The sequence below is a fragment of the Limnovirga soli genome (assembly GCF_013106755.1).
GTDB classification, from domain to species: Bacteria; Bacteroidota; Bacteroidia; order Chitinophagales; family Chitinophagaceae; genus Limnovirga; species Limnovirga soli.
Window position 1 is genome coordinate 220,718 of sequence record NZ_WHPF01000008.1, and the last position, 23,903, is coordinate 244,620.

At 39.2% G+C, this 23,903-nt stretch carries 16 protein-coding genes and 1 tRNA gene; 11 read left to right on the plus strand and 6 right to left on the minus strand.

The features are described 5' to 3' along the window. Positions 1 to 77 precede the first annotated feature (77 nt). Positions 78 to 1,388, minus strand: a complete 1,311-nt coding sequence (gene rimO / locus GD597_RS12970) for a 30S ribosomal protein S12 methylthiotransferase RimO (RefSeq protein WP_171608294.1) — start codon at positions 1,386 to 1,388, stop codon at positions 78 to 80. 272 nt (positions 1,389 to 1,660) lie between these two features. On the opposite strand from rimO, the gene GD597_RS12975 reads away from it, so the two are divergent. Together GD597_RS12975 and trmD are read left to right on the plus strand one after the other, a co-directional pair. Next, entirely contained in the window at positions 1,661 to 2,062 is a 402-nt protein-coding gene (locus tag GD597_RS12975) for an RNA-binding S4 domain-containing protein (RefSeq protein ID WP_171608295.1), read from the plus strand. 67 nt (positions 2,063 to 2,129) lie between these two features. Further along, positions 2,130 to 2,807, plus strand: coding sequence for a tRNA (guanosine(37)-N1)-methyltransferase TrmD (gene trmD, locus GD597_RS12980; RefSeq protein WP_171608296.1), 678 nt, complete (start codon positions 2,130 to 2,132; stop codon positions 2,805 to 2,807). A gap of 359 nt (positions 2,808 to 3,166) precedes the next feature. Here the strand turns inward: trmD and GD597_RS12985 are convergent, their stop codons facing one another. Continuing rightward, positions 3,167 to 5,560: a TIM-barrel domain-containing protein gene (locus tag GD597_RS12985; RefSeq protein WP_171608297.1), complete on the minus strand. Its 2,394-nt coding sequence runs from the start codon at positions 5,558 to 5,560 to the stop codon at positions 3,167 to 3,169. A 174-nt stretch (positions 5,561 to 5,734) separates the two neighbouring features. Here GD597_RS12985 and GD597_RS12990 point away from each other — a divergent pair, with 174 nt between their 5' ends. Further along, positions 5,735 to 6,175: a hypothetical protein gene (locus GD597_RS12990; protein ID WP_171608298.1), complete on the plus strand. Its 441-nt coding sequence runs from the start codon at positions 5,735 to 5,737 to the stop codon at positions 6,173 to 6,175. Between the two features lie 168 nt (positions 6,176 to 6,343). Here GD597_RS12990 and GD597_RS12995 read toward each other — a convergent pair whose 3' ends face one another. Beyond that, the gene (locus GD597_RS12995) at positions 6,344 to 7,378 is read right to left on the minus strand and encodes an LLM class flavin-dependent oxidoreductase (protein WP_171608299.1); all 1,035 of its coding nucleotides are present in this window, start codon (positions 7,376 to 7,378) and stop codon (positions 6,344 to 6,346) included. A 222-nt stretch (positions 7,379 to 7,600) separates the two neighbouring features. After that, positions 7,601 to 10,219, minus strand: coding sequence for a PKD domain-containing protein (locus tag GD597_RS13000; RefSeq protein ID WP_171608300.1), 2,619 nt, complete (start codon positions 10,217 to 10,219; stop codon positions 7,601 to 7,603). Positions 10,220 to 10,581: 362 nt separating this feature from the next. On the opposite strand from GD597_RS13000, the gene GD597_RS13005 reads away from it, so the two are divergent. The 3 genes from GD597_RS13005 to GD597_RS13015 all read left to right on the plus strand — a co-directional run bounded on the left by GD597_RS13005 (position 10,582) and on the right by GD597_RS13015 (position 12,096). Next, a complete protein-coding gene (locus GD597_RS13005; protein WP_171608301.1) occupies positions 10,582 to 10,974 on the plus strand; it encodes a DoxX family protein in 393 nt (130 codons plus the stop codon). A gap of 62 nt (positions 10,975 to 11,036) precedes the next feature. Then, positions 11,037 to 11,702 carry a Pr6Pr family membrane protein gene (locus GD597_RS13010; protein WP_171608302.1) on the plus strand — a complete coding sequence of 222 codons (666 nt, stop codon included), beginning with the start codon at positions 11,037 to 11,039 and terminating at the stop codon, positions 11,700 to 11,702. A 121-nt stretch (positions 11,703 to 11,823) separates the two neighbouring features. After that, positions 11,824 to 12,096, plus strand: coding sequence for a short-chain dehydrogenase (locus GD597_RS13015; protein WP_171608303.1), 273 nt, complete (start codon positions 11,824 to 11,826; stop codon positions 12,094 to 12,096). 212 nt (positions 12,097 to 12,308) lie between these two features. Here GD597_RS13015 and GD597_RS13020 read toward each other — a convergent pair whose 3' ends face one another. Both GD597_RS13020 and GD597_RS13025 read right to left on the minus strand, forming a co-directional pair. Continuing rightward, a complete protein-coding gene (locus GD597_RS13020) occupies positions 12,309 to 13,358 on the minus strand; it encodes a 3-oxoacyl-ACP synthase III family protein (RefSeq protein WP_171608304.1) in 1,050 nt (349 codons plus the stop codon). Between the two features lie 104 nt (positions 13,359 to 13,462). Beyond that, positions 13,463 to 13,533 (minus strand) — tRNA-Gln (locus tag GD597_RS13025). A gap of 102 nt (positions 13,534 to 13,635) precedes the next feature. On the opposite strand from GD597_RS13025, the gene GD597_RS13030 reads away from it, so the two are divergent. The 5 genes from GD597_RS13030 to porU2 all read left to right on the plus strand — a co-directional run bounded on the left by GD597_RS13030 (position 13,636) and on the right by porU2 (position 23,903). Further along, positions 13,636 to 14,475 carry an O-methyltransferase gene (locus GD597_RS13030; RefSeq protein ID WP_235954292.1) on the plus strand — a complete coding sequence of 280 codons (840 nt, stop codon included), beginning with the start codon at positions 13,636 to 13,638 and terminating at the stop codon, positions 14,473 to 14,475. Between the two features lie 243 nt (positions 14,476 to 14,718). Then, positions 14,719 to 16,827, plus strand: coding sequence for an endonuclease MutS2 (locus GD597_RS13035; protein WP_171608305.1), 2,109 nt, complete (start codon positions 14,719 to 14,721; stop codon positions 16,825 to 16,827). Positions 16,828 to 16,865: 38 nt separating this feature from the next. Next, entirely contained in the window at positions 16,866 to 17,258 is a 393-nt protein-coding gene (locus GD597_RS13040; protein ID WP_171608306.1) for a response regulator, read from the plus strand. Positions 17,259 to 17,622: 364 nt separating this feature from the next. After that, positions 17,623 to 18,813, plus strand: a complete 1,191-nt coding sequence (locus GD597_RS13045) for a putative type IX sorting system protein PorV2 (RefSeq protein WP_171608307.1) — start codon at positions 17,623 to 17,625, stop codon at positions 18,811 to 18,813. After that, positions 18,810 to 23,903, plus strand: a complete 5,094-nt coding sequence (porU2, locus tag GD597_RS13050) for a putative type IX secretion system sortase PorU2 (RefSeq protein ID WP_171608308.1) — start codon at positions 18,810 to 18,812, stop codon at positions 23,901 to 23,903. The genes GD597_RS13045 and porU2 overlap by 4 nt, the downstream gene beginning before the upstream one ends.

Sequence of the window (23,903 nt, forward strand, 5' to 3'; positions counted from 1 at the left end):
CGAGCGTGGCAAGTAAAGCTCAATTTTTACTTTAATGCTGGTAAACAAATAATACAATGCAACGCAACCGGTAATGTTTACAGCACCACTTCGCCTTCCAGGTCGTAATCGTAGGCTTTGGTAATTTTTACATATACAAAATCGCCAATGGTGAGTTTCTTTTTGGAGTGGATTACCACTTCATTATCCACTTCTACGCTGTCAAACTCGGTGCGCCCAAGATAGCGGCCGGCCTCTTTTTTATCAATGATAACTTTAAAAGTTTGCCCCACTTTTTCCTCGTTTTTTTCCAGGCTAATTTCCTGCTGTACTTCCATGATTTCCTGTGCACGGCGTTGCTTTTCATCAGCCGGAACATCGTCTACCAACTCATAACCGCTGGTACCTTCCTCGTGGCTATAGGTAAATATGCCTACACGGTCAAACCGCATACGTGTTAAAAAATCTTTTAGTTCTTCCACATCTTCCAGCGTTTCGCCGGGAAAACCGGCAATAAGCGTGGTACGCAAACAAATGCCCGGGTTTTTGGCCCTTATATCAGCAATTAATGCCTCAATTTCAGCCCTTGTGCTTTGGCGTTTCATGGCTTTAAGCATATTATCACTGGCATGTTGCAGGGGCATATCAAGGTAATTGCAAATATTTGCACGTTCCCGCATTACATCCAACACTTCCAAAGGAAATTTATTGGGGTAAGCATAGTGCAGGCGAATCCATTCGAGCCCCTTTACATCAGAAAGCTGCCTTAGCAGTTCATCCAGCATGCGCTTTTTATACAGGTCAAGTCCATAATAGGTAAGTTCCTGTGCAATCAGCATTATTTCTTTTACACCTTTTTTCACCAGGCTTTCTGCTTCTTCCACCAGACTTTCCATGGTTCGGCTAACATGTTGCCCCCGCATTAACGGAATAGCACAGAACGAGCAGGTACGGTTGCAGCCTTCGCTTATTTTTAAGTAAGCATAATGTTTTGGGGTGCTAAGCATACGCTCACCCAATAATTCGGTCTTATAATCCGCGTCGAACTGTTTTAAAATAAGCGGTAACTCCAGTGTGCCAAACCAGGCATCTACTTCAGGTATTTCGGCTTCCAGGTCGCCTCGGTAACGTTCGCTAAGACAGCCGGTTACATATATTTTATCCAGTTTACCTTTCTTTTTAAGGTTTACCTGGTCTAGAATGGTATTAATGCTTTCTTCTTTGGCTTTATCAATAAAGCCGCAGGTGTTAACCACCACAATATTATGATCCAGTTTAGCATTCTCATGTACCACATCAATCTCGTTGGCACGCAGCTGGCCGCTAAGCACCTCACTATCCACTAGGTTTTTACTGCAGCCCAGTGTAATAATATTTACCTTATCTTTTTGTAATGTTCTTGCTTTCATAATAAGTGCGCAAAGGTAGGGAAATGCAGGTTTCTAATAATGAGTGTGGGTTGTAGGCTGGCTAACCCTGCAGTTTCCAAAGGCATGGAGTGTGGGTGGTAATTTTTTGTAACCGGGCAAAAGTGCATATGGGGGGCTTTACTTGCGTCGCACTCTTGTACTGCACCAAATATAGCAGCAAAGGCATTTAATGAGGAAGTAGGTATAGTTCTTACCCAATTGTAAAATGCAGCAATCTGTTATTCAATAATTAGTTTACCTAATTTTGGCCTATGGCAGATGTAAAAGAAAAATTAAGGATTGATAAATATTTATGGTCAATTCGCCTCTTTAAAACACGCAGTCAGGCAGCTGATGCCTGCGATAATGGTAAAGTAAAGTTTTTGGGTAATAATATTAAGGCTTCCAGAACGGTGAATATTGGTGATGTGTACGATGTTAAAACAGAGGCCCGCAGGTGGATGATTAAAATAACAGGTTTGTTATATACCAGGGTGCCATACCCCGAGGCAATCAAAAACTACGAAGACGTTACTCCGCCGGAGGAATTAGATAAAGTGCATTTCCAGGCAAGTTCGTTTAATACCGGCAAACGACTTAGTAAGGTTGGGCGCCCCACCAAAAAGCAATTACGGGATATTCGCGGTTTTATGGGTGAATCAGCAGAAGAATAATTGCTTCACCGGTATTTATACATCCTATAAGCTGTCTTTTATTACCTGATGTTTACAAGCGTTAATTATGAAAATTGATATAATAACTGTTGTGCCTGAATTATTGGAAAGCCCTTTTAGCCATAGTATTATGAAAAGGGCGCAGGATAAAGGACTGTTACAGGTAAAAACACATAACCTTAGGCAATGGGCTATTAACCAGCATGGGCAGGTAGATGATTACCAGTATGGCGGCGGTGCCGGCATGGTTATGCTTTGTGAACCTTTAGCCAATGCCATTGAAACCCTGCAAAAAGATACGGTTTACGATGAAATAATTTATGTTACGCCTGATGGCCCACAGTTTAACCAGCAGATGGCCAACCAACTGTCTATGAAAGAAAACATCATTATCATTTGCGGTCATTATAAGGGGATAGATCAGCGAATCAGGGACCATTTTGTAACAAGAGAAATTTCTATAGGCGATTATGTGTTAAGTGGAGGGGAATTGGCTGCCGCCGTAATTGTTGATGCAGTTGGCCGTTTATTGCCGGGTGTATTAAACGATGAAACTTCAGCACTTTTTGATTCATTTCAGGATAATTTACTGGCACCACCTGTTTATACAAGACCGGCCAGTTTTAGGGGCTGGGAAGTGCCTACGCCTTTGCTAAGTGGCAATCCTAAAATAGTTGATGAATGGAGGTATGAGGCTTCTTTAAGATTAACTGAATTAAAAAGACCAGATTTGATGAAAGAATAACACCGCTTAAACTGACAATCAAATAATTTTATAAAAATTTATGCCCGAACAGGCTTTTTGGTGTCTGATTTGGATATTGTTTAAACCAATTTATTTTTAAGAAGTAATTTAATTTTAAATACTTTTACTGTAGTTAATAGTTAATCCATTGTACGTTTTAAAATCCAATATTGTTAAAAATCAATGGATGCGTGTCTACCCCTGAGTAAGAAAAATTTAGAAAAATCCTGCATATGCAGGATTTTTGCTTTTTATTACTAAAAGGTTGTTTTGCCGCCATAAAAGAGGAACCTTGAACCGAGCGTGGCAAGTAAAGTTTCATTTATTATCTGCAGCTGGCTTCATAAAAGGTTTTCTGCTTATTCTGCTTTTAGAACCACATTGGCCTTATTACCTGTAAATGTCAGGTTAAAGGTTAGGTTGCCATCACTATCTTTTGTTACCATAATTTTTTGCCCCAAATGATTATAGGCATTGTATTTACCGGTAAGCCCATGTAGTACCATTTTAAAATGGCGTATGGCCGGTTTGCCATTAAAATTGCCGCCAGTACTTGTAAAATTAAATTGCACTGACTTTGCCTGTGGTATTGCTTTTACCGAAATGATTTCGTATTTACCTGTTTTGATGGCATTTTTACTACTGCCGTCATCATCGTACATATAACCTTCGCTTGCTTCAGAGGAGGCATAATAATGCCAGTAAATATTTTTTGTAGTATAGTTATTGGTATTGCTGATAAACAAACTATCTGGCAATTGGGGAATGATGCTACCCGCTTTTACAAATACCGGCATTTGTTGCAAGCCAACTGGTTGTTGTATCCATTGTTGGCCCTGTATAATTGAATTATTATTTAGGGCATACCAGGCCCCTTTAGGTAAATACACTTGTTTGTTGGTAGCAGCTTTTTCAAGTACAGGTGCTATTAGCAGGTTTTTGCCAAACATAAATTCATCACCAATATTGGTGGCGGTAGTATCTGTGCCGTAATAATAATACAAAGGGCTAACCAAAGGCTCGGCTTTTGCCGCCTGATTATAGGTTAATGTATAATTATAAGGCAGCATTTTATAGCGCTGAACAGCAACTTCACGGGCCAGTTTACGGTAGGGTGTATCAATTAATGCAATTTCGCTGGGGAAACTAAAGGCATTGGGGTCGGCTTCAAATAAGGCCGTACCATGAGGCCGGAATATGGGAGTGTATTGTGCAAATTGCAACCAGCGAACATAGAGTTCTTTATCACCTTCGCCACCTGCAAAACCTCCGGCATCTGCATGTATATAGGGCACGCCGCTCATACTCATGCCTAACATAATGGGTAATTGTGCCCTAAATCCACTCCAGCTGCGGCTTACATCACCACTCCACGGAAAAATGCTATAACGTTGTGTGCCGGCAAAACCACTGCGGTTTAAACTAAAAAGTCTTTTATTAGGATAGTCTTTTGCAAATTGCTGGTATAGCATTTTGGTCCAGTTATGACCATAAATATTATGCACTTCATCTGCATTAAAAAGGCGTTTATAGCCAAGGTCCTGCAGGTTATGGTAAATAGTTGAAGGGTGTTTTTCGGGTTCTCCCAAATCGCCCCACCAGCCTTCTACGCCAATATCCATTTGTTTTTTGTAATAGGTCCAAAACTTGTTTTTGGCATCCGTTCTAAATATGTCTATCAATCCGCCCTGGCCAAAATAAAAATCGGTGAGGGTAAAGGTCTTGCCCATGCTGTCAACTGCCAGAAAAGGTTTAAAAGAGTTATAGCTTTTAGTGCCTTCCAAAATAAATGGTTCTGTAACCAGAATAGTTTTTACGCCATCTTTTTGCAAATCAGCAATCATCTGTTGCGGGTTGGGCCATTTGGTTTTGTTCACCCAATCCAGATTACCCAATGTATGTTTAATACTATCTCCAAACCAAAACAGATCAAAAATTACTGCATCAAATGGCACTTTTTCAGCTTGCATTTGGGTGTAAATATCTTTGGCCTGTTGTTGAGATGTATAACCAAAGCGGCTCATAAAATTGCCCATCGCCCATCGGGGAGGTAAAGGCTGGGTGCTGGTAAGGCGAAAATAGGATTGCAAAATTTCGGGATAATCATTACCCGTAATGATATAGAAATTCAGTTCGCCTGAACAAATCCCGTATTCCAGCAGGTTTGGATTTGTTTTACCAATATCCAGATAGCCTTTGGCGGGGTTATCAAAAAACAAAGCATACTTATTAGATGAAGTAATAAAGGGTACCGAATAATTTAAATTATCAGCTCCTTCGCTATACCCATACCAGGGATTATTATATAAATTAAACCTGTATCCCCTGCGGTTTAATGGTATGGCTCTTTCGCCACCGCCAAATATTTTTTCATTATTATGTAATGCAAACCTAAAACCGCTGAATTCCATATTACTAAAGCTGCCTGCAAGTATGCACTGTTTATCCTTGCCAAGGTAAATGGTATCATTTTGCAGTGTAATAATGCAATTGCCCAGAGCAATAGTTTGATGGTCTATTTTTTTGGGTGTTTGCTGTAGCGGTTGTACAATAACGGCATCGCTTAATAATTCGTTATGCAAATATGCTGTAGGGCTATAAACAACTTTTACAATATTTGTTGCATATGCCGTAAAATGCCAGCTACCATTGACATCTTTTATACAGGCCGTGTTTTTTTCAATACTAAACTGACTAAAAGCGAAACTGTAAACAAACAATAACAGCAATGGCAGAATTATTCGGCGAAACATATGGAAGCATTTAAACGGAAAGCTACAGAATTTATTTAATGTGTAAAAATAACACGTTGATTTGTGCGTTAACTTTTTTGTGAAACTGCTCAGTGCTTAAATAATTTAGGTTAAAAATGGTCCATTGATTATAACAGCCAGTATATTACAGTAAAAACATAAACCAAACGCCATATGCAGTACACGCAGCTTGCACCGTTTATAGAAAAGCTATTTCTTGAAATAGAAAAATTATTACCCTACTATCTTCAAAATAAAGAAGATGAGCAAATATCGCATGGCAACTGCGCTGCCTGTATTATAGACGAACATGGAAATATTTATGGCAGAATGTTTGGCACCAATAAAATTCGTTCCAGAGAAATTTATAGAATTGCATGGACCAAGGCCAGTCAGGTTTGGATAACGGGCCTAAAAACCGGCGAGTACGAAAAGCTGTTTTTTAATAACCAAATAGGCGAGTGTGGCATAGAAGTGCCCGACTTAATTGGGTGGGAAGGAGGTCAGCCACTTACTTTAAAAAATGGCCAGCAATTATTTGCCGGTTTTAGCGGCATACGCGGTATTTACGATCTTGAAATAATGGTAAAAGCACTCGCTGCTATTGATATTTAACCCAGTTACTTTAAAAAAGCCGGTTTTCAAAAACAGTGGAAATTTTTTTGTGAAGCCAGCTTTTTCAAAGCTATTCAGCTTTCGTTGTGTCACTCACTTGTACTGCACAACAATTGGCAGCAAAACAGCCCGAAATGATTTTTTACATTAAAGTTTTATGGGGTAAACTTAGGCTTGCAAGGCTTTGCGTACGGCAGGAGCTACTACAGTACCATATAATTCTATAGCCCGCATCATTTGCTTATGTGGTAAAGTACCCACACTAAACTGAATCATAAAACGGGTATTGGCAAACAATTCATGCTCGTACAATATTTTGTCGATTACCTGTTGCGGGCTGCCAACCAATAAAGCACCTGTAGGGCTGCGCATAAAATCAAACTGCTCTCTGCTGGTAGGTGGCCATCCACGTTCACCGCCTATTTTTGTCATAACCTGCGCATAGGGTGGAAAAAATTCATCTGCTGCCTGTTGCGCATCTGCAGCAATATAACCATGGGAATTTATGCATACCTGCATATTGGCATTATCATTACCGGCTTTAATAAATTCATCCCGGTAAAATTTTGTGTAGGGCGCAAACTGGCTGGGGGCGCCGCCAATAATGGCAATGGTTAATGGTAAACCCATTTTTGCTGCCCGTAAAACAGAAGCAGGTGTACCTCCAATCGCTACCCAAATTGGTAGTTTTTTTTGATATGGTCTGGGATAAATACCCAGGTTTTCTATAGCTGGGCGATGCATACCCGTCCAGCTAATTTTTTCCTGATCATTTATAGCAACAAGTAGTTTTAATTTTTCATCAAAAAGGGTATCGTAATCTTTAAGATCGTATCCAAATAAAGGAAAAGATTCAATAAAGGAACCACGGCCGGCCATAATTTCGGCTCTTCCGCCAGAAAGTAAATCGATGGTGGCAAATTGTTGAAATACCCGTACAGGATCGTCGGAACTTAATACACTTACTGCACTGGATAATTTTATTTGTTTTGTTTTTACCGCCGCTGCGGCCAAAACGGTTGCCGGAGAAGATACCAGATAATCTGCCCGGTGATGTTCACCAATGGCAAATACATCCAGCCCTAATTCATCGGCCAGCACTATTTCTTCCATTAAATTTTGAATGCGCTGATAAGCACTGATGGTGTTGCCTGTATGCGGATCGGGTGTTAATTCTACAAATGTGCTGATGCCTAGTTCCATAATGCTACAAAGTTAAGTACTGGGCTTATGTTTTTATGGCAAATACTTTACATCAAGGTTTGCCATTTAAGGCAATAAGCCTAGGAGGATGTGTAAACAATTTGCTACGATATTTTGCTGCCATGAAAGCAGAACCCTGAACCGAGCGTGGCAAGTAAAGCTTAATAGCTGTACTATAGCCGGCTACATCATCTATTCTTCACTGCAATTTATAAACCTAAATTATCTTATTAAGGTTACAGTACCTTTTTCAAAATAAGGTTTACCGGTATAATCGGTGGCTTTTACCAGCCATACATAGGTGCCGGAGTTTTGTGGTGTACCGTTAAAAGTACCATCCCAACCTTTACCGCTTTCTGAAGCGGAAAAAATCATTTGCCCAAGTCGATTATAAACAGCAAATAAAGAGATAGACTGCATGCCGGCAGCTATTGGTTTTAGTACATCGTTGCGGCCATCATTATTAGGGGTAAAACCGGTAGGTACAAATACAGAAGGCAGCACTTTATACACTTTTACGGTTACAAAAGCAGAATCGCTACAACCGGCGGCATTGCTGGTGATGACCCTGTATCTTATGCCTTCGGTGGGAGCAGTATAAATACCAACAGGTGTGGCTATATTGAACGCGGATAAACCCGTGGCCGGCGACCATGCATAACTATCACCGCCACTGGCATTGAATTGTAATGGTTGATTAATTACAACTGCAGTATCATTGCCTGCAAAGGCCTTAATCTCGGGTAGTACGGTAACAATTACCGAATCTAATCCCGGCTTTGGACAACCTTTTGTATCGTATGCAGCTAAAATATAAGTGGTGGTAGTTTTGGCAATTGCCAGCGGATTTAATGTATTGGCAAATTGTAAACTGGAAGCAGGTGACCAAATAAATGAACTGCCATTGATGCTGCCATGTAATTGTGCAGTAGTTTCAAAACAAATCATTGTATCTGCGCCAATAGTAGCAACCGGATAAGGAATTGGTGTAACTACAATGGTATCGCTTACACTGCAATGCCCAATAAATGCCGTTACTGTATAGTTGGTAATGGCATTGGTAATGGCAACAGGCCTATTTGATTGGGCATTATCTAATTGGGCTGCCGGTTGCCAGCTATATTGCAAACCATCGGAAACCAGGTGCAGTTGAATAGGATCTCCAAGACAAATGGTAGTATCATTCATGGCTTGAAGATTAACATGGTCGGTAACGTGTACAATCACCGAGTCGTGGTTAACACAACCATTTTGATCCATATCAACATAATAGGTAGTAGTAACTGTTGGGTCTACCACAGGTGTTGCCGTATTGGCACCGGTAATATGAATATTGGGCGACCAATTAAAAATGCCATTGCCAGTTGCAAGCAACTGCACCGAATCGGGCTGGCAAATAAGGGTATCAGTAAATGCCAGTTGCACGGGGGGCTTTGAAAAAATGGAAATATTACCAGATACGGTATCTATACAACCTTTAGTATTTGATACGATGAGTTGCACATTTTTTACTCCTTCTCTTAAATAAGTATACATGGGATTTTGCAGGGAGGATGCATCCAGAAAACTGGTTTCATCCCCAAAATCCCAATCCCAATTGTTTATAGTGCCGTATACGGTGGTACTGGTATCAAAGAAAGATGTGGGTTTACTTAAGCAAATACCATCATAGCTAAAGCCTGGCTTAAAACCGGGGTATACCAGTACTTTGGTGCTGGAAGAATCTGCACAACTTTCACTGGCTGTAACCATAAGTTTTACGGTATAAATGCCTGTATCAGTAAATGTATAATTGGCTGTTGGGTTAGTAGTGGTGTAGATAGTGGCTCCGGAGGCATTGGTAAATTTCCAGCTATAATTGCTGATTAAATTACTTTGATTGGTATTTGAAATGCTGATTGTTTTGGTATCTCCGCATAACATAAACGGGTTAGGCAATTTAGCCCCAACAATTGAACAGGATGCAACATTTATTTGCAGGTCTTTACGTTGTGTGGCAATAATAATCCCATTTCTAATTTCATCCACACAAACAGATATTACATAAATGCCTGGCTCTGGTGCCACCCCCGAAATAATCCCGGTACCTTCATTAATCCCAATATTTCTGCCTAATGGGGCAGAACCACTATAGCCCGGTCCATAGGGTACCAGGGAATAGGGTGGAGGATTGGGTGGCTGGATATCATTACCAAATCCAGGATTTTCTACGCCATTCATGGCAGCACATAAAGAATATCTTAGTTCATCGCCATCGCTGTCAGTAGCAGAAAAGCTGTAGGTAAAATCATTATCGGCACAAATAATTACTTCATCATTTCCCGTAAAAGTGGCACTATTATTTTTGGGCGAATTTGCACCGGTATTGGTGCCCGGTATAACCCCAATGTAGGTAGCGCCAAGCCTGTCGTAACCACTTACCAGATTATTCATTCCATCCACCCTAAAAATTACCTGACTGGTAATAATATATCCTTCATCGTAGGCCGGTAGTGTAACAGAAAAATTATAAAAGCCTACAATGCTGCAAACATTGGGTGGATTAATAATACAGGGATTGTTATTCTGTAATTGTCTTAACTCTGTTTTACCCAACGGTACCAAAACATCTGTAACCCGGGCATTGGTGCCTCTTTTAAAAAAAGATACATAGGTAGGGTTATTAAACTCTCTGCCGCTATTGCATACCATGTATAGTTTTACGGTAATATTATAAGTATATCCTGCCCCCGATGAACCGGTGCAGGTATAAAATATTTCACCACCTTTAATATGGTCGGCCATTGCATGTAACGCAAAGCAAAACAGCAGTGTAGTTAATACAAAAAATTTTCTCCCCATATGTTTGCTTATCAGGTATTATGGTAATACCAATTCTTATTTAATTTTTTTTGATACCAGCATTTGTTTTCATGGCATCGCCTCTTGCGTCGCAATCACTTCATCTCCATATCAATGGTCATCGCTTGTATTAGGTGGTTTTTACCTAACTAATAGCTATCATCAGGTAATCCGAAATATACGAAATTCCCATCACCGCTACTGTCTGTAAAAGATTAAACGTAAAATTTAGAAAGCCGGTCAAAGAAAATTGATTTTTTTTTGCCTTTTATTTCCAGCCCTAATTGGCAGCTAAGAAAAAGTTGTACTAATGTGTTTCTAAAATTTTGGTCAACAATAAAATCATATCTTGGTAAAAAAATATGCAGCAAAAACTAAAATTGGTAAGCCGTTATTTAATGGTTGTTTTTTATTTGTTTGGCGGTATAAATCATTTTGCCAATCCGGCAAATTACTTATCTATTATCCCACCCTATTTACCCCAACCTGAATTAATAAATTATATAGCAGGCGTTGCAGAAATTGGTGGTGCGGTATTATTGCTGTTTTCAGCAACACGCAATTTTGCTGCATGGGGTATTATTGCCATGTTGTTGGCATTTATGCCGGCTCATATTTATATGATACAGGAAGCGCCTTTGCAAATGGGTGAGCAAACAATTACGCCGATGGTAGCCTGGGTACGTATTCCCTTGCAGGCTTTGCTTATTTGGTGGGCATATAGTTTTACCAATAAAAATAAAAACCTGCAGTAAACCAGCAGTGAAATGGTATAACCTCAGTAATTATATTTGCAGAAATATCAATACTATATACATTGGAAACAAAGAAAAAGGGCACACTATTACTGGTAATAATAGCATTGGCAGGTTGGTTAGCATTGGGTACGCAGTTATACATTATTATCAATCGTAATATCATTAACGACACTTCATTAATTGAAGGCATTATAAAGTTTTTTAGTTTTTTTACGGTGCTTACCAATTTAATGGTAGCCCTTTGCGCCACAACTAATCTGTTAAACAGTACTTCCAGAACGGGTAAATTTTTTGCCAGAACTTCTGTAAAATCAGCAATTACGGTATATATCATTATTGTTTGTGTGGTGTATAACCTCATGTTGCGTAATCTTTGGAATCCACAGGGGTTGCAGCTAATTGCTGATATAATTTTGCACCAGGTAATACCAGCACTCTATTTTATTTACTGGTTATTTTTTGTAACCAAGGGAAAATTGAAATGGTATTTTTCATTGTCATGGTTGGTGTTGCCTTTTTTCTATTTGGTGTATACATTAATTCGAGGTGCTGCAACCGGGCATTATCCTTATCCTTTTATGGATATTTCTCAAATTGGCATTAGCCAAATGTTCCTGAATACCTTTATTGTAATGTGCGGGTTTATTGGCATTGCCTTAATTATTATTGCTATTGACCAGGCTATGAAACCCAATAAAGAAAAGCGTTTGCCTGCGCATTTATAGCAGTAAATTATAAAGCCAGTTTTGTTGAAATGCTTTTCTTTTAAAGCTTTTACCTGTATTGGTAGTTGTTAAATCTGTAAATAAAACCCCCGGGCCGGGTTTTAAAGACTACCTTTGCCGCATGACTACAGAATCTATTGAAAAGTTTTTTGAATCGCAAACCATTCCTGCCAATAAATCAATTAGAATTGATTTTAAGAAAAGAAATGCCATTTTAGGAGTTATTGTTCGTGGAAATGACTACGAAGATCTTAAGTCGAAAAATTTTTGGCGCGTTGTAATGCAATCTAATTTTGAAACCTGGGAGAGAAGCAGAAGTGTTGATGTAGCTAAAATCTACAGCGGATCAGAGTTTACCAGATTGTCTATAGTTGCCAATACCGAAATGGTATAAAGCATTAAGTATCTTTTACTTTATTTCTATTGGCGTTTACCATGTTTTGGTGGTGTTATGCCTGTAAATAATTAAACAGCCCCGCATATTTACTGTATGCGGGGCTTTTTTTTTATGTTTTTGTATTCTGCTTGCCGCCATTTTTGTTGCTGTACAAGTGAGTGACACAACGATGCTGCCCAATGCTGTTATGGCTGAAAAACAAAAATCTATTACCACCTTAGCAAAGCGCTGGCCCATGTAAAACCACTACCAAAAGCAGCCAAACAAACAATATCGCCATCTTTTATTTTACCCTGCTCCCAGGCTTCGCATAAGGCAATAGGTACGCTGGCCGCAGTGGTATTACCATATCGCTGAATATTGTTAAACACCTGCTCATCAGTTAATTTTAATTTTTGCTGTATAAACTGGCTTATACGTAAATTAGCCTGATGTGGAATTAAAATGCTGATATCGTTGGTTTGTAACTGATTGGCATTCAGCGCTTCCATAATTACCTCGGGAAATTTCTCCACTGCTTTTTTAAATACCACTTGTCCGTCCATAAAAGCATCAAAGTCATGTTCCTCTTTTTGTTCGCCGGTAATAAAAGGACGGTTGAAAGCAGATATTTCTTCGCTATTATTTTGCCCGTTTTTATAATACCCGCCATGAAAGCCAGGATTAATCATACTTAGTAACTCAGCGCCTTTACCATCGCTATGCAGGTGAGTACTTAAAATGCCTGAATTGGGTTGGTTAGTTGGTTGTAATACTACAGCACCGGCACCATCGCCAAAAATAACGCTTACATTTCTGCCGGTATTACTAAAGTTTAGCGCAAAACTTTGCGTTTCTGCAGCCACCACCAGAATGTTTTTATACATGCCGGTTTTAATAAACTGGTCGGCTATACTAAGTCCATAAACAAAGCCGCTACATTGGTTTCTAATATCCAGCGCGGCTACTTCTTTCATTTCCATGCTGCGTTGTAGTAAAACACTACATCCAGGGAAAAAATAATCAGGGCTTAAGGTGGCAAAAATGATAAAATCAATATCTGCAGCGGTAATACCAGCCCTTTTGATGGCTTGTTCAGCCGCTTTTACCCCCATGGTGGTGCTGGTTTCTTTGCCATAGCTGGCATAATGTCTTTCTTGAATACCAGTTCTTTCGCGTATCCAGCTGTCACTGGTATCCATCACCGCAGATAAGTCTTGATTGCTAATAATTTGTTCAGGTACGTACATGCCAATTCCGGCGATCTTGGTTTGTTTCATTTTTTTTAGCAGGTAGGTTGGTTAAAATTGAAATGCTAAAATAAAAATTAAATAGGCGGCTGAGATTAAAAAATGCAAAAAGCCGGTTAAAAACCGGCTTTTTGTTGGCCTACCTGGACTCGAACCAAGAATAACAGAACCAAAATCTGCTGTGTTACCATTACACCATAGGCCATTCCTGTATTACGGGCTGCAAAAATAGTCTTGCAGACAAAATGTTCCAAAAGTTTTTCTAAATAAAGCAAAAAACATTTTTCTTTTTATTCTACCAAGCTTAATGTTTTACTTTGGCACCACACAAATTCACGCTATTTTAATGTATTCACCGGTTAAGCTAGGGCTAAAATATATCCGATATTGGTTTACAGCCGCCAATGGCAAGGGCCATGGCGTTCATCCCCCATTTGTTTATGCATTTATTAGCCAGGTGTTAAACGATAAAAGAAGTTTTTATTGTTTTAATCCCATCGAGCAATTGAGGGCAAAGCTAAAACTTAATAAAACCATGCTGCAATTGCAGGATTTTGGAGCAGGTTCCCGGGTACATGCATCCTACCAGCGTAGTGTAAGCGCTATCGCATATAGCTCATTAAAGCCCCGGAAATTTGCCCGGTTACTATTCAGAATGGTGCATTATTACCAGCCCGACAATATTATTGAGCTGGGAACATCTCTAGGTATAACCACCTGCTACCTGGCATCGGCCAATACACAGGTGCCGGTTATTACTTTCGAGGGGGCAGAGGCAGTGGCAAATATTGCCCGACAACATTTTAGTGCATTGGGTTTAAACAATATTCAACTGGTGCCGGGCAATTTCGACGATACTTTGCCCCAAACATTACAACAAATTAATAAACCCATTGCATTTGCGTTTGTAGATGGTAACCATCGCAAAATACCTACCATCGCTTATTTTAATCAGTTGTTAGAACACTGTACAGATCAATCCATCTTTATTTTTGACGATATTCACTGGAGTGAGGAAATGGAAGAAGCCTGGGCCTATATTCAGGCACATGAAGCTGTAACCCTTACCATCGATTTGTTTTACATCGGTATTGTGTTTTTTAGAAAAGAACAATTGGTAAAACAACATTTCACCATCCGGTTTTAATGGGTAAAGGCAGTTATTGGCCCGGCAAACCAATGTATGGCAACATACTTGCGTCGCACACTTGTACGTTCTGCAAAATGGCAGCAGTAAAAGCGTAAAGCCTGGAATAAGCACCATGTTAAGGGTAAAACAGCGCCATTGTTTAACTGTTTTGCCCCGGCCAAACCTTAAAAATGAAAGCAGCAGTTTTAAATCAGGCGTAATGTTACCTTTGCAAACAACATAAATGGAAGGGTCAGAATCATGAAGCTTTATCCGGAATCGGCGGCGGTACAATTAGAATTTGATAAAATAAAAGCATTGCTTACGGCACATTGCAATGGAGAATATGCCAAACACAAGGCCGAGCAACTGCGTATACATACCAAAAAAGAATATATAGAACTGGAATTGCAACAAACCAACGAATACAAATTGTTATTGCAAAACGCCCAGTATTTCCCAAACGACTTTACAATAAACATTTCCCGTCAAATAAAATTGTTGGGTATACCCGGCAGCACAATTTCAGGGGAAGAATTTATGCTCATCAGGCGACTGGCCGATAGTATGGAAAAGGTTTTTCGCTGGTTTGATAATGAACGGCGTATTGCCTACCCGGCCCTGCAAAAAGTTATTGAACAATCTTATTACGAAAAGACCATTATCCTGCTAATTGATGAAGTACTGGATGAAACCGGCTATGTAAAAGATACTGCCAGTCCTGATTTACAGCGCATTCGCATGAGTTTATTCCGCAAAAGAAACGAATTACGTAAGGTATTTGAAAAAGTGGTTGCCCGTTTAAACAAAGCAGGTTATGCCGCCGATATTGATGAAAGCTTTAGTAATGGCAGAAGGGTAGTGGCCGTATTTTCTGAACATAAACGCCAGGTAAAAGGCATTTTACATGGCGAAAGCGATAGTCGTAAAACGGCTTTTATAGAACCCGAAGAAACCATAGAATTAAACAATGAATTATATACCCTGGAAAATGATGAGCGCCGGGAAGTACAGCGCGTTCTAAAAGCACTCACCAGCTCACTAAGTGTTTACAGTAGTTTATTACAAACTTATTATTCGTTTGCCGGTGAATATGATTTTATCAGGGCCAAGGCAAAACTGGCTATTGATGTAAATGGTAATTACCCCAATGTACTGGATAAAGCAATTATAGATATTAAAGATGCTTATCATCCCTTGCTCTACCTGTATAACAAGCGCAGTGGGAGAAGCACCATCCCCGTTACACTTACACTGGATGATAAAAAGCGGATATTGGTAATAAGTGGCCCCAATGCCGGTGGAAAAACCGTAACCATGAAAACCATTGGCCTAAACCAAATGATGTTGCAAAGCGGCTTATTGGTGCCGGTACATCCTGCATCTCAAATGGGTATTTTTAAACAGTTATATATACATATTGGCGATACACAGAGTATTGAGTTTGAATTAAGTACCTACTCATCGCATCTGTTGCACATGAAGCATTTTATTGAAAATGCCAACGGCCGCACCCTGTTTTTTATAGATGAGCTAGGTAGTGGCAGCGACCCCAATTTGGGTGGCTCTTTTGCTGAAGTTATTATGGAGGAGCTTTCAAAAAAACATGCCATGGGTATTGTAACCACCCATTACCTTAACCTTAAAGTAATGGCCAATCATACGGTTGGTATTGTAAATGGCGCCATGTCTTTTGATGAAGTGCACCTGCAACCTTTGTATAAATTAATTGTTGGAAAACCGGGTAGTTCCTATACTTTTTCTATTGCCGAACGTATTGGTTTATCAAAACAATTAATTAACCGGGCACGCACCCTGGTAGAAGAAGATCATTTTAGGCTGGATAAATTATTAAACCGTACAGAGCAGGATCAGCAGCGACTGGAAAAGGAGAAAAAAGAACTTAATAAGCTACTGCAGGAAAATGAAAAGCTGCGCAAGGAAATGGAAAAGGTGATGGATAAAGAAAGGCATCGCCAGCAGGTGGAAATATTGCACCATCAAAATAAAATAACCGAAGCAAAAATTGCTGATTTAAAAGAAACTGAACGCCGCCTGAAACAAATAATGCTGGAATGGCGCAAAACTGATAAGAAGGAAGAGGTAATAAAACAAATTCAAAACCTGTTATTTAAGAAAAACGAGCAGGCGGTTACTAATAAAATGGCCAAAAAGCTGGATGCCAAATACCAGGAAATAAAAGCCGATATTGCAGTGGGTGTAAAAGTAAAAATGAAAAAAAACCATCAAATTGGGGTTGTAAAAGAAATAAAAGGCAAAAGAGCCGTTGTTCAAATAGGTTTATTACCAATGAGTGTAGAAATTACCGACCTTGTGGTAGTAGAGGAAAAGCAACAGGCCGAAGCTTGATAAAAAATCTAATAACCAATTTTCTATTTTAAAACCTTATGGCAAAATATGCAGAAGTAATGTCTATTGATGATGATTCAATAACCGCATTAATTACCCGTAAACTAATAGCAGCAACCCAATTTGCTGATCACTTTTTAACCTATTCCGGTTGTAAAGAGGCATTGGATTATATAGCGCAAAGCATAGAAAAACCGCAGGAATTTGCCATGCCGCAAATTATTATGTTAGACCTTAACCTTCCGGTTTATAATGGCTGGTATTTTATGGAGCACCTGGCTAAAATGCCATTGCCGCCTGAAAAAATGCCGCAATTGTACATATTGTCCTCTACCAAAAACAGCGAAGATTATTATAAAGCCATGCAATACCCCTTTGTAAAAAACTTTTTTATAAAGCCGCTAATGAAAGAGCATTTGGAAAATATGTAGCTTTTTTAAATGCATTTTTGGCCCATCTGTATCACATGCATGAGGCTTTACTTGCCACGCTCGGTTCAGGGTTCGGGTTTCATGGCATCAAAAATTAGAGGGTATATTGGTATTTCCACCTAAAAATTAAATCCGGATAAGCATCAACAAACAACTAAAACATGGTTGCTCAGGCTAAATTCTGCCGTACAAGTGTGCGACGCAAGTAAAGCTGCATTATTTATCAAAAGACGGGCTACAAGATTAAAAAAACAAGCCTTATAAATTGTTTAAAATGGCCTTTTTTAATACTAAAACAGGTAATAAAACGTATATAGAGCAAGCAAAACTAAATTCTGCCTTACTTTCGTTGTAACAGGAAATTATGAATTACTGCCGAAAGCTGTTTTTGTTGGTATGGTGTGGGCTATTGGCCCTTGTGCAGGTAAAAGCGCAGTTTAGAAAATATTCTAATGAATTTTTGAATATTGGCGCCGGTGCAAGGGGCCTTGCCATGGGTGGCGCACAGGTAGCCAGTACTGAAGATGGCAATGCGGGTTACTGGAACCCGGCAGGTTTGGTATATGTGTACGAACATCCCGCCATATCGCTGATGCACGCCGAGTATTTTGCCGGAATTGGAAAATACGATTACCTGAATGGTGCTTTTCCGCTAAATGATAAATTTAAGACACTCGGCATTTCCCTGCTTAGGTTTGGGGTAGATGATATTCCCAATACTTTGTACCTGGTAGAACCCGATGGTTCATTAAACTATAATAATATCCAAAGTTTTTCATCGGCAGATTATGCTTTTATCATGTCTTATTCCCAATTATTTAAGGATGAGGATAAAAAGCAATTAAGCTGGGGCGCCAATACAAAAATTATTCATAGAAAAGTGGGAAGTTTTGCCCAATCCTGGGGTTTTGGATTTGATATAGGGTTTATGTATAAAACGCCTACCTGGCGTTTGGGAATTGCCGCCCGGGATATTACCACCACCTTTAATGCGTGGAGTTTTTCATTTGATGAGCGGGCAAAAGAAATATTGTATTTAACCAATAATGATATACCCGTAAAATCTACTGAATTAACTGCGCCGCAGCTGGTTATTGCCGGTGCCTATAATTTTGCATTTGGAGAAAGTTTTCATTTGCTGGCCGAAACCAATTTTAATCTGAGTTTTGATGGTAAACGTAATACGGTAATAAGCGCCGACCCCATTAGTATTGATCCTAAATTTGGACTGGAAGCCAATATAAATGAGGTGTTGTTTTTGCGGGCGGGTGTTTCCAACTTTCAAAAGGCATTGGCAGATGGGGATACCGTCAATCAAAAAAAAGTTTGGATTTACCAGCCTAGTATTGGCGCCGGTTTTAAAGTGGGCAATGTGGCCATTGATTATGCCTATAGTAATTTGGCCAATCAGGGTAATCCATTGTATACACATGTGTTTTCGCTGCGTTTAAATTTGGCACCCAAGGATATGGATTCAAAGAAAAGAGGAAGTTTTCCTATTATTCAAAGACCTGGAAAATCCAGTAAAGAAAAAGGCTATTATCCTGCACCATGAGGAAATTTATCATCATATTACTCATCTTTTTTTGTGGATTGCACGCTCATGGGCAGGTGTATAATAATGAGTGGATTGATTACAATAAAACCTATTATAAATTTAAAGTAGGCAGAACGGGCTTGTTTAGAATTTTTCAAAGTACGCTGGCTGCTGCAGGGTTGGGAAATACGCCTGCCGAGCAGTTTCAATTATGGCGTAATGGAGAGCAGGTACCCATTTTTACCAGTGTGGCCAATGGCCAAATACCGGCCAATGGTTATATAGAATTTTGGGGTATAAGAAACGATGGTAAACCCGATAAGGCTTTGTATAAGGATGCAGGTAATCAGTTATCTGATGCATTGAGTTTAGAGACAGATACAGCTGCTTTTTATTTAACTGCAAATACAAATATTGCCGCCAATTTTCGCTTGCAGGAAGTTGTAAATGATATTGCTGGCAATACATTATTGCCAGACCCTTATTTTATCCATCATTACAGATATAATCTACAATTCAGTCTTAACCCAGGAAAGCCTGTTTATTTTGGGGAATATGTATATTCCTCTACCTACGATGTTGGCGAATGGTGGGCAAGTAATGATATTAATCCATCAGACCCGTTGCAAATAAATACAGGTAATTTGTATGTAGCATTATCGGGTCCTGCTGCAAAATTGCAGGTAAGTTTTGTTGGGAATTCGTTTTTAGGTGTAAATCGCAGCGTTGCGGCGGCAATTAATGGTACTACAATTATTAATCAGCCGCTTACAACCATTAATGCGGCAATTTTATCTAATTCAGTTGACTTATCACTTATTAATACGCCTGCAGTAAACTTTAGTTTTTCAAATATTAGTAACGATGCCAATGACCGCATAGCGGTTGGCTTTGTAGATTTGGAATACCCACGTTTATTTGATTTTGATTTTGCCGCCAATTTTGAATTTAGCTTGCCGGCAAATAATGCAGGGAATTACCTGCAAATAAGCAATTTTAACAAGGGCATTGGTGCTGCGCCGGTATTGTATGATATAACGAATCAAAAGCGGTACGTTGCCGACACCGCACAGACTGGGGTACTACGTTTTGCTTTGGGGCCGTCTTCAGTTGACAGAAATCTAGTTTTGGTAAGCGAGGATAATCCCAATATTAATCCGGTGTCAACACTTGTAAAAAGAAATTTTGTTGATTTTACCAACACAGCTGTGCAGGGCGATTACCTGATAATTACCAATAAGATTTTAACCAGTGGGTCAACGGTTATCAATGATTATAAAGCATACCGTTCAAGTGTTGCAGGGGGAGGCTATAATGCAAAAATATTTGATATAGATGAGCTGGTAGATCAATTTGCATTTGGCATAAAGGAACATCCCTTAAGTGTGAAAAATTTTCTGCGATATGCAAGGACCCATTTTTCGGCAGCACCCAAATTTGTTTTTTTAATTGGTAAAGCAGTTGCTTATAATGAATTCAGGTATAACGAAGCATCGCCCTATGATGAAAAACTAAATCTTATACCCACTTTTGGCTGGCCAGCATCAGATAATATGCTGGCTTCGGATGGATTTGATCCTGTTCCGGCAACGCCTATTGGCCGGCTTGCTGTAATTAGTTCGCAGGAAGTACAGGTGTATTTAGATAAATTAAAACAATACGAACAGGCACAACAAAGTACCAATCAAACCATTGAGGAAAAAATATGGATGAAAACCATGGTGCATGTGGTGGGCGCCAACGATCCATCGCTTGATTACCTTGGTACTTATTTAAATACGTATAAAGATATAATTCAGGGGCCCTCATATGGTGCTAATGTTACCACTTTTAGCAGGCTTACTACCGGGCCGGAAACACCGGTAACCAATGCTTTAATGACACAGCTGTTTAATGGTGGCGTTAGTATGCTAAATTATTTTGGGCATTCGGCGGCTACCTCGCTTGATTATAATTTATACTCTCCAGATCAGTTTAGCAATTTTGGTAAGTACCCGGTATTTCTGGTAAACGGTTGCAATGCAGGTAATATTTATTCCTACGATACATCACGATTATCGTTGATATCTTCATTGTCAGAGAAATTTGTGCTGGCAAAAGATAAGGGAGCAATTGCTTTTATAGCCAGTTCGCATTTTGGGGTAGCGAATTATCTGGATACCTATAACCAGAGTTTTTATAATTCGATGGGCGGGGCAGGGTACGATAAGGCGATTGCTATAAACATTAAGAATGCGATTACTACATTGGTTGCTAATACCACACTTGACTCTACCACCCGATATTTACATGCAGAAGAAAATATATTACATGGTGATCCGGCTATAAAAATTAATCCGCATGCAAAACCAGATTATGTAGTAGAAGATCCTTCTGTTATTATAAACCCATCCTTTATTTCAGTTGCGGATAATGCATTCACTATAAAGGCTATTTTTTATAATATCGGCAGTTTTGCAGGAGACTCAGTTTCTGTGCTTGTAAGGAGGCAATATCCTGACGGGTCTACGATAGATATGGTAAATAAAAAAGTAAAGGCCTTTGGTTATGCAGATTCATTGATGTTGAATGTGCCTATTAATACAACAAAAGATATTGGCACCAATAAACTTATTGTAACAATTGATAACGCAGGCGAGTATGATGAGCTAAGTGAACTAAACAATACTGTTACAAAAACTTTTGAAATTTATGAAGATGCGTTAAAGCCAGTTTACCCTTATAATTTTAGTATTGTAAACCGGCAGAATATAAAACTGGTTGCGTCTACTGCCAATCCAATAATGCCTACTAAGGCCTATATTATGCAGATTGATACAACAGAATTATTTAATTCTCCTTTGAGGTATAGCGAAACAATTAATTCAGTTGGCGGTGTGTTGGAATTTAATCCCGGCCTTACTTTTACTGATAGTACCGTGTACTACTGGAGGGTAGCAGCAGTAACATCGGATGGGAATAATATCTGGAATAAAAGCAGTTTTATTTATTTACCTGGTAGTAGTTTTGGCTACAATCAATCACATGTATACCAACATTTAAAATCTCAGGATACCCGTATTTATTTGGATAGTTTTAGCAGGAAATGGATGTTTACACCAAGTTTATCAGCATTTAAAATTGTACATTCCATTTTTCCTACTAGTGGCCTTCAACCATCAGATTTTATGATACAGATAAATGGTGGAACGGTTACTAAAAGTGCTTGTTTGGGCCATTCGGTAATATTTAATGTGTTTGATCCAGCTAATCTCCAATTGTTATATAACCAGGCGGTACCTTCTACCACCGCCTCAGGTATTTATGGTGGGTTTATGGGTAGTGCAGGTACCTGTAATGTGGGTGGGCCAGCAGGTACGGAACATAATTTTGAGTTTTCTTATCTAGATACCACCGGAAGAAGAAAAATGCGTGACTTTATGGATTGGATACCTGATGGGTATATTGTATCTGCACGCCAGATTTTTGATCAGCCTTTTGATCAGCAACCATTTGTGGATGTATGGAAAAACGACGAACAAATTTATGGAGCAGGTAATTCGGCTTATAACAGGTTGTTGAATGCCGGCTTTGCTGGCATTGATCAATATACATATCCAAGAACCTGGGCCTTTTTATACGCAAAAAATACACCTTTATTTTCGCCGCAATGGGTATTAACCGCTGGTCTGGACGATCAGGTTGCATTAACAAGGGATATACCTACACCTGATACATTGGGATATATCAGTTCTCCTTTGTTTGGTCCGGCCGCAGCGTGGAAACAGGTTAAATGGAGAGGATCTTCTTTGGATGCAACTGCAGGAGATTTGCCATCCGTGGATGTTATTGGAGTTGATGCCAACGGTATAGAAACAGTTTTATATACTTTAACGGATGCGCAGCAGGATATTGATATCAGCAGTGTAAGCCCGGTACAATTCCCTTATATCCGGTTACAAATGCGTAATGCGGATAGCATTCATTTTACCCCATACCAACTAAGGTATTGGCGCATTTTATACGATCCTGTTCCCGAAGGAGCCCTTGCACCAAATATCAATTACAGTTTTAAAGATACGCTTAGCCTGGGCCAGCAATCCATGTTTACTATTGCCTTTAAAAATGTTAGTGATGTAGCTTTTACTGACAGTATAAAAGTGAATTTTACCATTAATGATGCAGCCAATGTGGCTACAAATATTCCTATTCCAAAACTTAGAAAACTAAACCCCGGCGATACGGCCACAATTAATTACCAGATTGATACAAAAAATTATAGTGGTAATAACAATATTTACCTTGATATAAATCCGGAAAACGACCAGCCAGAACAAACGCATTTTAATAACTTTTTGTATAAAAATTTCCTGGTAAAGCCAGATGATTATAAGCCGGTATTAGATGTAACATTTGATGGTATTCATATTCTTAATAACGATGTGGTGTCTGCCGCACCGCAGATTATTATTAAATTAAAAGATGAATCAAAATATCTTTTGTTGGATGATACGGCATTGTTAAATGTGCAATTGCAATACCCCGATGGTACTTTGCGCAGGTTCTATTTTAATAATGATACATTGCGGTTTACGCCAGCAACAAGCGGATCTGCCGATAATACAGCTACCGTAAATTTCTCCCCTTATTTTTTACAGGATGGTACTTACCAGCTTATTGTACATGGTAAGGATAAAACCAATAATACAGCCGGCTCGGTAGATTATGTGGTTTCGTTTCAGGTGTACAATAAGCCCATGATAAGTAATATGTTTAATTACCCTAATCCATTTACCAGTTCAACGGCATTTGTATTTACTATCACCGGCAGCGTAGTACCACAGAATATTCGTATACAGGTGTTAACCATTACAGGTAAAATTGTAAAAGAAATCACCAAAGAAGAATTAGGCAATTTGCATATTGGCCGCAATATAACCGACTATAAATGGGATGGTACCGATATGTATGGCCAAAAACTGGCAAATGGGGTTTATCTTTACCGCGTTATCACTAACCAAAATGGAAACCGCTTAGATAAGTTTCCTACTTATGGTACAGATGGCTTTGAAGTAAATACCGATAAGTATTTCAACAAAGGGTACGGAAAAATGTATTTAATGAGATAA

Bases quoted from the DNA above. Each gene is read 5' to 3' on its own strand.
- rimO (WP_171608294.1), bottom strand. From the start codon at position 1,388: ATGAAAGCAAGAACATTACAAAAAGATAAGGTAAATATTATTACACTG.
- GD597_RS12975 (WP_171608295.1), top strand. From the start codon at position 1,661: ATGGCAGATGTAAAAGAAAAATTAAGGATTGATAAATATTTATGGTCA.
- trmD (WP_171608296.1), top strand. From the start codon at position 2,130: ATGAAAATTGATATAATAACTGTTGTGCCTGAATTATTGGAAAGCCCT.
- GD597_RS12985 (WP_171608297.1), bottom strand. From the start codon at position 5,560: ATGTTTCGCCGAATAATTCTGCCATTGCTGTTATTGTTTGTTTACAGT.
- GD597_RS12990 (WP_171608298.1), top strand. From the start codon at position 5,735: ATGCAGTACACGCAGCTTGCACCGTTTATAGAAAAGCTATTTCTTGAA.
- GD597_RS12995 (WP_171608299.1), bottom strand. From the start codon at position 7,378: ATGGAACTAGGCATCAGCACATTTGTAGAATTAACACCCGATCCGCAT.
- GD597_RS13000 (WP_171608300.1), bottom strand. From the start codon at position 10,219: ATGGGGAGAAAATTTTTTGTATTAACTACACTGCTGTTTTGCTTTGCG.
- GD597_RS13005 (WP_171608301.1), top strand. From the start codon at position 10,582: ATGCAGCAAAAACTAAAATTGGTAAGCCGTTATTTAATGGTTGTTTTT.
- GD597_RS13015 (WP_171608303.1), top strand. From the start codon at position 11,824: ATGACTACAGAATCTATTGAAAAGTTTTTTGAATCGCAAACCATTCCT.
- GD597_RS13020 (WP_171608304.1), bottom strand. From the start codon at position 13,358: ATGAAACAAACCAAGATCGCCGGAATTGGCATGTACGTACCTGAACAA.
- GD597_RS13030 (WP_235954292.1), top strand. From the start codon at position 13,636: ATGTTTTACTTTGGCACCACACAAATTCACGCTATTTTAATGTATTCA.
- GD597_RS13035 (WP_171608305.1), top strand. From the start codon at position 14,719: ATGAAGCTTTATCCGGAATCGGCGGCGGTACAATTAGAATTTGATAAA.
- GD597_RS13040 (WP_171608306.1), top strand. From the start codon at position 16,866: ATGGCAAAATATGCAGAAGTAATGTCTATTGATGATGATTCAATAACC.
- GD597_RS13045 (WP_171608307.1), top strand. From the start codon at position 17,623: ATGAATTACTGCCGAAAGCTGTTTTTGTTGGTATGGTGTGGGCTATTG.
- porU2 (WP_171608308.1), top strand. From the start codon at position 18,810: ATGAGGAAATTTATCATCATATTACTCATCTTTTTTTGTGGATTGCAC.